A 14,268-nucleotide genomic window follows, 5' to 3' on the forward strand; every position below is an offset into this window, starting at 1 on the left:
GTAGAGCTCTGTTGACCTTGGTTTACGGCATAAGGTATAATTACATTTAGCACAGCATTGATTTTGGCATTTCAAAAATCGGGTTGTATATTTTTAAGGGAGGATCATTTTATTCTATGGCAATTGAAGTGGGCACCAAGTTAGAGGGCAAGGTGACAGGCATCACGCATTTTGGAGCATTTGTGGATCTGTCAGGAGGTGTCACGGGTCTCGTTCACATCTCGGAAATCGCCGACAATTATGTCAAAGATGTCAACGACCACCTGAAACTTAATGACGTCGTTACAGTGAAGGTCATCAATGTTGACAAGGATGGCAAAATCGGACTTTCCATTAAGCAAGCTGTTGACAAACCGGTTGAGCAACAAACACAATCCAGACCCCCAAGAGCTCCAAGACCGGAACGCAGTGGAGGAGATCGCGAACGATTCAGCGGTGGAGGCCCAAGTGGCGGCCAAGGCCGTGGTGGCGGCGGCGGTGGATTTAACCGTGACCGTGGAGGCCGTTCTTTCAAGCCCGCAGCAGGCAAACCTTCATTTGAGGATAAAATGTCACGCTTCCTGAAAGATAGCGAAGAACGCATCTCTTCGCTCAAGAAGAACACAGAGGGCAAACGCGGAGGCCGTGGAGCCAAGCGCGTGTAATCTGTCTCAACCTGATTTAAAATATAAGAAAAGCCGTTAGCCCATTCAGGGCCGACGGCTTTTTTGCGTTTTATCGTTTATTCCTCCACTCGACTTCCTATTTAAACTTTTTGGGGATTACCGTCGGCTCTGAGCATCGGGGCGGATTTGTAGCCTTTTTTGTAAAGTAACGCCCCACATTGCGTTTTTTTCGCGCAAGATTCAAAGGATATAAGAACATTTGTCGTCTACCATTTTTTACCGACACATTTCCATGCCATTCCGCAGGTATCCCGTTCAATTCATGACACTGCCAGAACAAATCCGGTTCAAAATCAGACAACCCTATCGCCAGTGAGTCATGACGTAAAGGATGGAATGACAATAAGGCCGGGGGATTCGCTCCTCCGCGCCGGGCCTGTTTCTTTTGTCGTAAACTTTTTCAATCCTGTCCACCTATTGTGACAAACTACGTCTTCTAATCTATCTATAATCAGAACCATCGAGAATGAAACACGAAAAACAATTAATCGAATGGGGTGCCTTGGGATGATGGAAAAGTGGAATGTCATTCAATTTCCGGGAATGAAAGCTGGCAAAGGGGGTACCGAAGCTCGGGAGGAGCTGTCTGTACGTCTCAAACAGTGGATTAGCTCCCGCAAGGCTGTCCAGGTCGTTGCTGCACGCAAATGGGTGCTGCTCCTCACATTCATGGGATTCTTATTGGGGAAAGCCATGATATTGAATGAATTATCGCCCTTTGCGATTGCCTACTTTGCGGTTATTGCCTTCATGCGCAGGGATTACATTATCCCCGTTGGTGCTGCTTTGTTGGCGGGAAGTTTGTTTGCCCCGTTTCCAGTTCCTCTGATTGTAGCATCCGAGATGGCCATCTTCTATCTGCTCTTCCGCGGGCTGGAGTCTTATGATCGTGCTGAATTATCTTATGCACCAACGATGGTGTTTACGACAACTTTTATGGTCAAGTTATTCGCCGTTGTGATTGGGCCGTCTTTCAGCTGGTACGCCATGTTAATGCTCACGATGGACTCTGTGCTCAGCTTCGTACTTACCCTGGTTTTTATACAAGCCATACCGATTTTTACGTATCGCAAAAAAAAATTCAACCTAAAGAGCGAGGAGATCCTCTGTCTAATCATATTGCTGGCCTCGGTCATGACAGGAGCTGTAGGCTGGACCATTCAGTCCCTTTCCGTGGAGCATATGCTCTCTCGTTATTTGATACTGATCTTCGCGCTGGTGGGCGGAGCCCCCCTTGGTGCATCGGTTGGGGTCATTACGGGCCTTATCCTAAGTCTGGCCGATATGTCGGCCGTATACCAGATGAGTTTGCTTGCTTTTGCCGGGATGCTGGCGGGTATGTTGAAGGAAGGCAAACGTGCGGGGGTTGCACTGGGCATGCTGCTGGGTTCCTCCATTCTGTCCATCTATCTGGGCGGTCCAGGCGACGTGATGAATTCGTTGTGGGAGACATGTGCTGCCATCGTTCTGTTCATGATCACACCAAAAAGCTTGATGACGGCCATATCCAAATATGTGCCGGGTACACAGGATCATACCAAATCGCAGCATGAATATGCGAAGCGGATTCGGGATATCACGGCAGAACGGGTGACCCGTTTCTCGCAGGTGTTCCGCCAGCTCTCACGCAGCTTCGATCAGATGTCCGGCACGGGGGAACCGGTACAGAACGAAGGCGGGATGGAACACTTTATGAATGCGGTGGCCGAGGGAACATGCGCAGGGTGCTTCAAGAGAACTCAGTGTTGGGATGCGAAGTTTATTCAAACCTATAAATATATGACGGATGTCATGAGTTCCATTGAAGCCAATCCGGAGATGTCTGGGAAACAGATCCCGGTAGAGTGGAACAGGGTATGTGCCAAACCGGAGGAGGTGCTCGAGGTTATGCGTGCCCAGTATGGGCTGTACCAGCATAATATGCAATGGAAGCGTCAGATCGTGGACAGCCGGCAGCTGGTTGCCGAGCAATTGTCTGGAGTATCTCAGGTGATGGAGGACCTGGCCAAAGAAATTCAACGGGAAAGCGAGGAAATGGTACAGCAGGAGGAACAGATTCGGGATGCACTGGAATCGCTGGGCCTGTCCATTCATTCAATCGAAATCATTAATTTGGAGGCAGGTAACGTGGAAATTGAGATTGTTCATGCCTACACACGGGGATTTGACGAATGCCGGAAGATGATAGCACCGCTGATCTCGGATGTCCTGGACGAGCATATTGCCGTCTTGCATGAAACGATGACAGACCCACGCCAGGGCCTGGCTACCGTTACATTCGGCTCAGCCAAAACCTATGAAGTGACTACTGGAGTAGCTGCAGCTGCCAAAGGGGGAGATTTGCTGTCCGGAGACAGCTTCAGTACAGTTGAATTGGGAAATGGTACATTTGCGGTGGCCCTCAGTGATGGTATGGGCAATGGAGAACGGGCACGCATGGAGAGCAGTGCGGCGTTAAATATACTGGAACAGCTGCTTCAATCCGGCATGGACGAGAAGCTGGCGATCAAATCCGTAAATTCCGTGCTTATGCTGCGCTCTCCCGAAGAGATGTATGCTACTGTTGACATGGCTCTGATCGATGAATATACAGCAGAGACCACATTTATGAAAATCGGCTCGACACCGAGCTTTATTAAACGCGGACAGGAGGTCATTCAGGTATCAGCCAGTAACTTGCCGATTGGCATTATCAAAGATATCGAAGTGGACCTGGTCACCGTACAGCTTCAGCCAGGCGATATACTGATCATGATGACAGATGGCATCTATGATGCACCGGGGTATGCCGTCAACAAGGAATTATGGATGAAACGTCTCATTCAGGAGATTGATAGTGATGACCCACAGGAGGTGGCAGACTGCCTGCTCGAAAGTGTGATTCGATATCAACAGCATGAGATTATGGATGACATGACCGTCGTTGTAGGAAAAGTTGAACATTACCGCCCGGAATGGGCCACTCTGCGTGTACCTGGCATTAACCGGATGGAGCGCCCACGTACCGTGAGTTAATTGCATCTTTCTCTGTTTGAAGTCTCTTCATTCTGGCAATGCTAGTCATAGAGTTGGAGAGTAACGAAAAACGGAGGGATTCGGATGAAACAGATCTTGTTGATCACCGACGGTTGTTCTAATGTAGGTACAAGTCCAGTGCTGGCGGCAGCGGAAGCCCGTGAAGAGGGGATCACCGTCAATGTGGTTGGGGTTATTGATTACGGAACCATTGGCGAGCTGGGCAGTCGGGAGATTGAGGATATTGCCAAAGCCGGAGGTGGAATCAGCCAGATTGTTGGTACAAGGCAGCTTGCCCATACAATGCAGATGATGACGAGAAAAACAGTGGTTCAGACCATTCAGCAGGCGGTTAATAGAGAGCTAACACAAATTCTGGGAGATAAGACTTCCAAAACCGTAACCGACCTTGAACCTGCTCAGCGTGCACAGGTGGTGGAAGTGATGGATCATTTGGCTGAAACCACCCCTCTACAGGTCATCCTTTTAATTGATGTAAGTGCAAGCATGAAGCCAAAGCTCGCCGCTGTGGAAGAAGGAATCCGGGATTTGATGCTGAGTTTGCAGGCACGTGTAGGGCAAAGCCGGCTCTCGGTATTTCATTTCCCGGGTCGTCATAGTGGAGAGGAAGCGGTGATGGATATCAACTGGACATCTGATCTGGGCAGTGTTCGTTCCCTGTTTGGACGTCTGCAGATGAAGGGTGCAACACCGACAGGACCTGCGATTCAAAAGGTGATTGATTTTTACCGTTATGGTACACTGGAGGGACAGCAGGAAATAGAAGGGAACTATCGCATTGAAAGAGAAGGGATGCTCGGTGACAACGTTGTCTGATGCCTCTTTCCCGCCAGGAACAGTAATCACGGGGAAATGGAATCGCAGCCGTTATACGATTCGCAAGCTGCTGGGCAAAGGCGCCAACGGCATCGTTTTTCTTGTCCAGCGGGGTGAGAATGGCAAGCACTATGCACTGAAGATGGGATTTGATCCGGTTGATCTGCAATCGGAGGTGAATGTGCTCAAATCGTTTCAGCTGCAGCGTAATCATGAGGCCCTTAAACAGAGTGGTATTCCTTCCTATCTTAAGGATGTGGACGACTATGCCATTCAGGGACGGGACATTCCCTTTTATGTGATGCGTTATGTTCGAGGTGAGGCTCTGCATCACTTCATTCGGCGTCAAGGGACAGACTGGACACTTTTGGTGGGGCTTAGACTTCTGCAGAAGCTGGCACAATTGCATCAGGCGGGATGGGTATTTGGTGATCTTAAACCTCAGAACGTTCTGGTGTCTGATTTTGGTCAGGTGGAGCTCATTGATTATGGTGGTGTAACATCAATCGGCCGAAGTGTGAAACAGTTTACGGAATGGTATGACAGGGGCTTCTGGAATGGTGGAAGTCGGACAGCAGATGGTACCTACGATGTCTTTGCTTTCGCATTGTTATTGATTCATGTACTGGAGGGGGATGCGCTCAAGGCGCTGGCTGCCGAAGGATTGCCTCAATTGCGGAGTGTTAACCAGCTCACGGCTCTGGTGGAGCGCAGCGAACGGATGCGGCCGTTTCGAAACTGGACGATTCAGGCGCTTCGGGGACAGTTCCGCGATGCCGGACATGCAGCTAAAGTTTGGAAAGACATGATGGCCCGGCCTGCACCTCTTCGCCGGCGATCATCAAGCTCGACACCACGCTGGCTGAAAAATGCATTTGCTGTATCGGTTATATTACTTATCGGGGTACTCATCTATGCACTACGATTTTAATCTATATAAGTGCATATACATAACGCTAGGAATGAGGAACAGGTATGGAGGCTTTACGCTGGAACAAGCTGGTGAATCACGTGCTGGAGGCAGCGGAAGAGCATCAGTTATGGGTTCCCGGGGATCGGATTATCGTCGCTGTATCGGGCGGACCGGACTCGGTGGCTTTTTTGCATATTATGCATGAGATCAGCACAACACATGTTCCACTGGAACTGGTCTGTGCTCATGTTCATCATGGGTTTCGCATTGAATCTGATTATGAGGCTGAAATGGTCGGGAAACTGGCAGATCAGCTGAATATCCCGTTTGAGTGCGCTAAGGTTGATATTCCTTCTTATATGAAGCTTACCGGTCAGGGACCGCAGGAAGCAGCACGCGATAGGCGATATGCATTTCTGCATGAAGTGGCTGACAAGTATGGTGCGGCAAGCATCGCTCTGGCACATCATGCGGATGATCAGGCAGAGACAGTCATGCTTCATTTATTGCGTGGCAGTGGACTATCGGGACTGGCGGGAATGAAGTTTAAACGGCACGAAAAAAATGTGGAACTTATTCGCCCATGTCTTCGTATAAACAAGACAGACCTTGTAGAAGCTTGTAATACTCAGGGATTTCTGTACTTTATGGATGAAAGCAATTCCCTGCGTAAATATCGGCGTAACGCCATTCGCTTGGATGTGCTTCCTTTTTTGGGGCAGTATAATGGACAGCTCACGCCGTCTTTGAATCGGCTTGCCGAAATTGTGGGTGATGAAGACGATTTCATGGAGCAAGGTGCATATGACGCATACAGGTGTCTAGTGCAGGTGAACGGCGGAAGGCAAACCTTTGAGGTGCCTTCCTTTTTGAAGTTACATGTCGCTTTACAACGAAGGTTGATTAAACTAATATTGAATTATCTGCCTTTGGACAGTGATTTTGTCGACTTTACCCGTATCGAAACCATTCGCCGCAAGGTGGCCCAGCCTTATGCGAAGACCTGGAGCCTAGATATAGGACAGACACTCGCTTGTACCCGGGAGTATGATCTGGTTTCCTTCGGCTTACGGACGGACGTACAGGATCAATCTTTCGAGTATCGTCTCGTGCAATGGAACGGAACTTATGAGCTTTCACTCAGGGAGATTGACCGATATCTTCGGATCACTCCTATGAGTCCCGAGGACTATCTTGTACCGGAATCGGCGGATCAGGCCGCATTTGATGCGGATCAGCTGCTCATGCCGCTGGTTGTGCGTTCACGGTTACCTGGAGATACCATGAAAGTCATGGGATTAAACGGAAGCAAAAAGGTGAAAAATATTTTCATTGATGAAAAAATCCCCCCCTCTGTCCGTCCACGTATTCCTGTGGTTTGTGACGGAGCAGGCAACATTGTCTGGTTGCCGGGTGTTCGCCGGTCAAGTATAGCACCGGTGAAGGAGGATACTTCCGCCATCCTGTACATGACTGTAGGCAATTCAGCGATTCAGGGGTAGTGGTTATGGTTCAGGTAAGGCTTTCATAGTATAACTTAGGAGGTTCGCACAGTTGCAGAACGACATTCAGGAAGTATTGATCAGTGAAGAAGAAATTCAAAGTAAAGTCAAGGAATTAGGCGCAACACTAAGTGCCGAATATGCAGGTCGCAATCCTTTGGTCATTTGTGTGCTCAAAGGTGCGTTTATATTTATGGCTGATTTGGTTAAAAACATAACGGTACCTGTTGAAATGGATTTCATGGCAGTATCCAGTTATGGAGCATCAACCAAATCGTCAGGCGTTGTTAAGATCATCAAAGATCTCGACGTTTCGGTTGAAGGACGTGAGGTCCTCATTGTCGAGGATATTATCGATAGTGGACTTACGCTCAGTTACTTAATTGAACTGCTCCAAAATCGCGGTGCCGAATCGGTGCGCGTGGTTACGCTTTTTGACAAGCCTTCAGGCCGCAAGGTTGAGCTTGAAGCTCATTACACCGGCTTTGACATTCCTGACGCGTTTATCGTTGGTTATGGTCTGGATTATGCCGAGAAGTACCGGAACCTCCCTTACATCGGGATTTTGAAACCGGAAGTATACAGTAGTTAATGCAAATGCTAGCTCCAAGCCCTGATCTGCTTGTGGCCTCTGTTGAGAAGCCATGTCGGGCTATGTTAAAATAATTAAAGTGTCTCGAGAGGAGGTAGGGGATGAATCGGTTCATCCGGAATTCTGGTTTTTATTTGATTCTTTTTTTAGTCGTGGTGGGCATAGTGCAGTTCGTCAGCAATGGCGGCGAAGCCACAGATAATCCTAGATATGATCAGTTGCGCACGGCGGTTAAGGCGAACAACATCTCGGAATTGACGGTTCAATTCGACGGTCAGTCTTTTCTTGTGACCGGTCAATATAGAGAGAAGCCTAGCGAAGCCAAATCAGAAAATTTCTCAACGTACATTCCTCCTACGGATGAAGCGATTAGTGAACTTGTAGCGGCAAGTGAAGCTAATAATTTCAAGTTAAATCAGGAGCCAATGAGAGGTGACAGCATCTGGCTGACACTTCTGACATCCTTTATTCCTTTGATCATTATGTTCCTGCTGTTCTTCTTCCTGTTCAATCAGGCGCAAGGCGGCGGCGGTAAAGTAATGAACTTTGGTAAAAGCCGTGCCCGTCTCTACAACGAAGAGAAGAAGCGGGTTACATTTGAAGACGTCGCAGGTGCTGATGAAGAGAAGCAGGAACTGGTTGAGGTCGTTGACTTCCTCAAGGATCCTCGCAAATTCGCAGCTGTAGGTGCACGGATTCCTAAGGGCGTATTGCTCGTGGGGCCTCCGGGTACTGGTAAAACGTTGCTCGCTCGTGCCGTTGCCGGTGAAGCGGGTGTACCTTTCTTCAGTATCTCGGGTTCCGACTTCGTCGAAATGTTTGTCGGTGTTGGTGCATCCCGTGTACGTGACTTGTTTGAAAATGCGAAGAAAAATGCCCCATGTATCATCTTTATTGACGAGATTGATGCAGTAGGCCGTCAGCGTGGAGCTGGCCTCGGCGGTGGTCACGATGAACGTGAACAAACGCTCAACCAGTTGCTCGTTGAAATGGACGGATTTGGAGCCAATGAAGGAATCATCATCGTTGCGGCAACCAACCGTGCAGACATTCTGGACCCTGCCTTGCTGCGTCCTGGCCGTTTTGACCGTCAAATTACGGTTGACCGCCCTGATGTAAAAGGCCGTGAAGCTGTCCTGAAAGTACACTCCCGCAATAAACCACTCACCAAAGATGTGAAGCTGGACATTATTGCGAAGCGTACGACAGGCTTCTCTGGTGCGGATCTTGAAAATCTCTTGAACGAAGCGGCACTGCTTGCAGCACGCCGTAACCGCAGAGACATTTCCATGAAAGAAGTTGACGAGGCAATTGACCGTGTCATCGTAGGTACGGAGAAGAAAAGCCGTGTCATCAGCGATCGCGAGAAACGGATCGTTGCTTATCACGAAGCAGGTCATACCATCGTAGGATACTTCCTGGAACATGCCGATATGGTACATAAAGTGACCATTATTCCGCGCGGACGTGCGGGTGGATATGTAATCATGTTGCCAAAAGAAGATCGCATGCTGGTTACCAAGCAAGAACTTCTGGACAAAGTTACGGGACTTCTTGGAGGTCGCGTGGCAGAAGAATTGTTCATTGGTGAAATTGGTACTGGTGCATACAGTGACTTCCAACAAGCGACAGGTATTGTTCGCAGCATGGTTATGGAGTACGGTATGAGTGAGAAATTGGGACCTATGCAATTCGGAAGTTCACAAGGACAGGTATTCCTTGGACGGGATATTGGTCATGAACAGAATTACTCAGATTCCATTGCCTATGAGATTGATCAGGAAATGCAACGCTTTATCAATGAATGTTACGAGAAATGTAAAGACTTGCTCGTAAAACATACAAAAGAAATGCATCTGATCGCTCAAACGTTGCTTGAAGTGGAGACACTGGAAATGGATCAGATCAAACAATTGATCGAGACAGGTTCCCTTTCTCCAAAAGCGGAGAGCGATAACGATAATGAAGGTACGCCAAATGAAGGCGGAGAGCCAATTGTCGACAACATCGGTGATGTGCGCGTTCGTATTCAAGGCAAAGATGAAACACCTGAGCCTCCAGCAGGAGATATCCCTAACGATGCTCCGAACCTGGATAAAGGCAACAGCAATGATCCGGATGATGGCGGAACGAAGCCAACATCTTAATCTAAATGCTACACAATCTGTTTCTTGGAACAGATAAGAGGAGAGCCGAAAGGCTCTCTTTTTTTGTACAAATTATTCAAATTGCAGAGATAATGATAACTGCGAGCTAGAGCGCGAACTACGCAGGAAATGGATGATTAGAGCGTTGTTCTGTATCTTTTTCATTTATTGACAGAGTCGTGAACGTTGTGTACATTAGTTGTTAAACCGCTTGTGATTCGTTTCTCAAGCGAAAATAACGACGCAGATAGTCACAGGAAACGGCGCATGGCGCTGTCCCGTTAAAGGAGAGGATCACAGGTGGAAGCTCTGGCTTTAGAGCGCAAGGCTGAGATGAACCGGGAGCTGCGAGAGCGGCTGATGGAGTTGAAGAAGGAACGTAACGCTATTATTCTTGCTCATTATTACCAACGTGACGAAGTACAGGAAGTCGCCGACTTTCGCGGAGATTCATTCCTGCTTGCCCAGAAGGCTGCACAAACTGACGCGGATGTCATTGTGTTCTGTGGGGTTCATTTTATGGGTGAAAGCGCTAAAATTCTTGCCCCGAACAAAACAGTTATTATTCCGGATGAACGCGCAGGATGCCCGATGGCAGACATGGTGAATGTTGAAGGATTACGCAAACTGAAAGCGCAGCATCCAAATGCGAAAGTAGTGACTTACATCAATTCCTCAGCGGAGATCAAGGCTGAGACCGACATCTGTTGTACATCGGCCAATGCGGTCCGAGTTATTCAATCTGTTGATTCCGATGAGATTATCTGGGTGCCGGATAAAAACCTGGGGCATTATGTCCAGCAGCACACAGACAAAAAAATGATCATCTGGGAAGGGTACTGCAACACTCACGATATGCTGACCGTAAAAGACGTCGTCGAGATGAGAGCAAAATATCCAAATGCCGAGTTTGTCGTGCATCCGGAATGCCGCCCGGAAGTGGTAGAGATGGGGGATTTTGTAGGCAGCACGACAGCCATCCTTGAATATTGTAAAAATTCTTCGACCAAGGAATTTATCGTAGGAACGGAAGATGGCACGGGATATCAGCTGCGTCTCGATAGCCCGGATAAAGAGTTCCATTTTGCCACCAAGTTTCTTGTGTGTCCAAATATGAAGGTCAACAACCTGAAGAAGCTGGTTAAATGCCTGGAAACGATGAAGCCGCAAATCTACGTACCACCGGCCGTTGCCGACAAAGCCAGAGAATCGCTAGAGCGCATGTTACTGGTGAAGTAGCATGCGCTACTCTTGCTCCGAGACAGGTGAATAGGATGATACCGCAATATTTAGTGGATTTTGATCTGTCCGCACTGCCCATGGTAGAGACGGATGTACTGGTTATTGGTTCCGGCATCGCTGGGTTGTTTACAGCAATCAGGGCGAGTGAACATAACCGGGTGCTGATGATCACGAAGAAGTCATTATTGGAGAGCAATACCCGTTATGCACAGGGAGGCATCGCTGCGGTAATCGCGGAAGATGACTCTCCTGCATACCATCTGCAGGATACACTTGTGGCTGGAGCTGGTCTGTGTCGCCCAGAGGCAGTAGAAGCATTGGTGAACGAAGGCCCGGATGGAGTGAAGGAACTGATCCGTCTGGGTACGTTATTTGATGTGGAGAACGGCGAGCTGGCGTTGACGCAGGAAGGTGCGCACAGCCACCGCCGTATTTTGCATGCGAATGGAGATGCGACTGGATATGAGATCGTGAGGGCTCTCGCAGCTCAAGCAAGTGAACATCCCGGTATTGAGGTATGGGATGAGCATTTTGTAATCGATCTAATCACGGATCACGGAGAATGCGTAGGGGCTCTGGTTCAGAAGCCGGATGGCTCACAGGTATTTGTTAAGGCACGGGCTACCGTGCTCTGCTCCGGTGGGGCTGGGCAGTTGTATCGCTACACAACCAATCCGGAGGTGGCTACCGCCGATGGTGTTGCCATGGCCTATCGTGCGGGTGCAGTCATTCGGGATATGGAGTTTATCCAATTCCATCCGACCTCCTTATGTTATCCGGGAGCCCCGCGTTTCCTAGTGTCTGAGGCGGTACGGGGTGAAGGTGCTTATTTGCGCAATATAAAAGGCGAGCGGTTTATGGAACGTTACCATGTACAGCTTGAACTGGCACCGCGTGATATTGTAGCGAGAGCGATTGTCAGTGAGATGGAGACGACAAACAGCACATTTGTGTATCTGGATATAACTCATGAGCCGGCTGAGATGATCAAGCATCGATTCCCTACCATATATGAGACCTGTATGCGGTACGGACTGGATATGACCACAGACTGGATTCCGGTCGCTCCTGCAGCTCATTATATGATGGGCGGCGTTAAGACGGACTTAAATGGGGAGAGCAGTATCGGAAGGTTGTTTGCTTGTGGAGAGGTATCGTCCACAGGGGTGCACGGAGCCAATCGATTAGCAAGCAACTCTTTGTCTGAAGCGATTGTGTTTGGGCATCGAATTGTTGAGCGTATTCAATCACTGCCTCCGCTGAACTCAATTCAGGTAGGAAGTCTCCTACCGCGTAGCAGAGGGAATGAAATAATGCCCGGACAACGGCCGATTTCCGAACGGCGATTGCGTTTGCAGAAGATGATGGTTCGTCAGGTGGGTCTGCGACGTAACGGTATCCATCTGCAAGAAGCCATGGATAGGCTGAAAAATGAAATGAACATTTTCGACCACGTGCTTACGCACAAGGAAGAGATGGAATACGCCAACCTTTTGACCTGTGCCTGGCTGGTAACCAGTGGAGCGTTACACCGACAGGAAAGTCGAGGGGCACACTACCGTGAGGATTTCCCCCTGCGTGACGATGCCGTTTGGCAGAAGCATAGTTTGCAGCAACGAGAACAAGCGATTGTGGAGGAATTGATGTCATGATACTGAACGGATATAATGAAGGACTCATTGAATCCATTAGAAACTGGCTTCGTGAGGATGTTGGATCAGGGGATGTTACCACAAGTGTGACTATTCCCACAGGCCACCAATCCAAGGCAGTCATTCACGCCAAAGACAACGGAATCATTGCAGGAGTACCGGTAGCTGAACTGGTATTTCAGGTGGTAGACCCTGCGCTTGTTTTTAAGCCGATGGTGCAGGACGGAGACCAGGTTACACGGGGGACAACACTGGTGGAAGTGGAGGGAAGTACCCACAGTCTGCTGACGGGTGAGCGGCTGGCTCTGAATCTGCTCCAGCGCATGTCCGGCATTGCCACCCGCACACGTTCGTATGTAGATGCATTAGAGGGTCTTTCCACGAGATTGGTCGATACTCGCAAAACAACACCAGGCCATCGCATGCTTGAGAAATATGCTGTCCGCATTGGTGGAGGGGCCAATCATCGATTCGGACTGTACGATGCGGTTATGATCAAGGATAACCACATTAAGGGTGCAGGCGGCATCACGGAAGCCGTTCAACGGGCACGGGCCGTCATTCCGCATACAATGACCATTGAGGTGGAGACGGAAAATCTTACACAGGTAAGAGAAGCCTTGCAGGCAGGCGCAGATATCATTATGCTGGACAATATGCACCCGGATCAGATGCGTGAAGCCGTTGCGGTTATTCACGCACAGGCTCCACATGTGAAGGTGGAAGCATCGGGCAATGTCTCTCTGGATACCATCCGAGGGATTGCTGAGAGTGGTGTGGATGTAATTTCGGTTGGAAGGTTAACCTATTCTTTCGAGAGCCTCGACATCAGCCTGGATTTAAACGAAAAGAAAGAGGGGTGAACCTCTTTGATTCTTGTTGTAGACGTGGGCAACAGCAATATCGTACTCGGCGTGTATCAAGGCCGGGCGTTGCTCCATCATTTTCGCTTGAGTACATCCCGTCAGTCGACAGTGGATGAATACGGCGTATTGATTTATAATTTATTTCATATGTCGGATATATCAACCCGCGACATTGAAGGAGTAATCATCTCATCGGTGGTTCCTCCGCTGGTGCATGTCATGGAAGCGATGTGTGAAAAATATGTTGGTAAAAAGCCCATGGTTGTAGGACCTGGTATCAAAACGGGTCTGAACCTGAGGTACGAGAATCCGCGCGAGGTAGGCGCAGATCGTATTGTGAATGCAGTGGCAGCCGTTGAAAAATACGGTGGTCCACTTGTGGTCGTTGATTTCGGTACAGCTACGACATTTGACTGCATTGATGAAAAAGGCCACTATCTGGGCGGGGCCATCGTACCGGGGATTCATATTGCCACCGAAGCGCTCTATGAGCGGGCATCCAAGCTGCCTCGCATTGAACTGGAGAAGCCGAAGAAGGTCATAGGACGCAATACCGTACATGCCATGCAGGCTGGGATTATTTATGGCTATGCTGGACAGGTTGACGGAATTGTTGAGCGCATTCGTGAAGAGATGGGCGCACAGCCCAAAGTCATTGCAACCGGGGGACTTGCACCACTGATTGCAGAGGAAACCCGCAGCATCGAGGAAGTCGATCCGCTGCTTACGCTTGAAGGGCTGCGTATCATTTATGAACGGAACCGGGAAAGGTAAGGAAAGAGACGGCATACAGCGGGCTGATTTAAAGGTCTTATGTATTGTGCCGTTTTTTCTGTA

At 49.0% G+C, this 14,268-nt stretch carries 11 protein-coding genes; all 11 read left to right on the top strand.

Annotation, left to right across the window (positions count from 1 at the left end):
* Nucleotides 1–116 precede the first annotated feature (116 nt).
* The 11 genes from AB3N00_RS29760 to AB3N00_RS29810 all read left to right on the top strand — a co-directional run bounded on the left by AB3N00_RS29760 (nt 117) and on the right by AB3N00_RS29810 (nt 14,205).
* The gene (locus tag AB3N00_RS29760) at nt 117–644 is read left to right on the top strand and encodes a S1 domain-containing RNA-binding protein (RefSeq protein ID WP_413037712.1); all 528 of its coding nucleotides are present in this window, start codon (nt 117–119) and stop codon (nt 642–644) included.
* Nucleotides 645–1,172: 528 nt separating this feature from the next.
* On the top strand, nt 1,173–3,680 hold the full coding sequence (spoIIE, locus tag AB3N00_RS29765) for a stage II sporulation protein E (protein ID WP_413037713.1): 2,508 nt from the start codon (nt 1,173–1,175) through the stop codon (nt 3,678–3,680).
* A gap of 84 nt (nt 3,681–3,764) precedes the next feature.
* Entirely contained in the window at nt 3,765–4,517 is a 753-nt protein-coding gene (locus tag AB3N00_RS29770) for a VWA domain-containing protein (protein ID WP_413037714.1), read from the top strand.
* Nucleotides 4,501–5,448 carry a serine/threonine protein kinase gene (locus AB3N00_RS29775; protein ID WP_413037730.1) on the top strand — a complete coding sequence of 316 codons (948 nt, stop codon included), beginning with the start codon at nt 4,501–4,503 and terminating at the stop codon, nt 5,446–5,448. The genes AB3N00_RS29770 and AB3N00_RS29775 overlap by 17 nt, the downstream gene beginning before the upstream one ends.
* A gap of 44 nt (nt 5,449–5,492) precedes the next feature.
* Nucleotides 5,493–6,932, top strand: coding sequence for a tRNA lysidine(34) synthetase TilS (gene tilS, locus AB3N00_RS29780; protein ID WP_413037715.1), 1,440 nt, complete (start codon nt 5,493–5,495; stop codon nt 6,930–6,932).
* 52 nt (nt 6,933–6,984) lie between these two features.
* Nucleotides 6,985–7,524, top strand: coding sequence for a hypoxanthine phosphoribosyltransferase (gene hpt / locus AB3N00_RS29785; RefSeq protein ID WP_095293369.1), 540 nt, complete (start codon nt 6,985–6,987; stop codon nt 7,522–7,524).
* 101 nt (nt 7,525–7,625) lie between these two features.
* Entirely contained in the window at nt 7,626–9,671 is a 2,046-nt protein-coding gene (ftsH, locus tag AB3N00_RS29790) for an ATP-dependent zinc metalloprotease FtsH (RefSeq protein ID WP_175394610.1), read from the top strand.
* Between the two features lie 300 nt (nt 9,672–9,971).
* Nucleotides 9,972–10,910 carry a quinolinate synthase NadA gene (nadA, locus tag AB3N00_RS29795; RefSeq protein WP_175394609.1) on the top strand — a complete coding sequence of 313 codons (939 nt, stop codon included), beginning with the start codon at nt 9,972–9,974 and terminating at the stop codon, nt 10,908–10,910.
* Between the two features lie 35 nt (nt 10,911–10,945).
* Nucleotides 10,946–12,565, top strand: a complete 1,620-nt coding sequence (gene nadB / locus AB3N00_RS29800; RefSeq protein WP_413037716.1) for an L-aspartate oxidase — start codon at nt 10,946–10,948, stop codon at nt 12,563–12,565.
* Entirely contained in the window at nt 12,562–13,428 is an 867-nt protein-coding gene (gene nadC, locus AB3N00_RS29805) for a carboxylating nicotinate-nucleotide diphosphorylase (RefSeq protein WP_413037717.1), read from the top strand. The genes nadB and nadC overlap by 4 nt, the downstream gene beginning before the upstream one ends.
* Nucleotides 13,429–13,434: 6 nt before the next feature.
* The gene (locus AB3N00_RS29810) at nt 13,435–14,205 is read left to right on the top strand and encodes a type III pantothenate kinase (protein WP_175394606.1); all 771 of its coding nucleotides are present in this window, start codon (nt 13,435–13,437) and stop codon (nt 14,203–14,205) included.
* Nucleotides 14,206–14,268 lie beyond the last annotated feature (63 nt).

It is taken from the genome of Paenibacillus xylanilyticus (assembly GCF_047246825.1).
GTDB classification, from domain to species: Bacteria; Bacillota; Bacilli; order Paenibacillales; family Paenibacillaceae; genus Paenibacillus; species Paenibacillus xylanilyticus_B.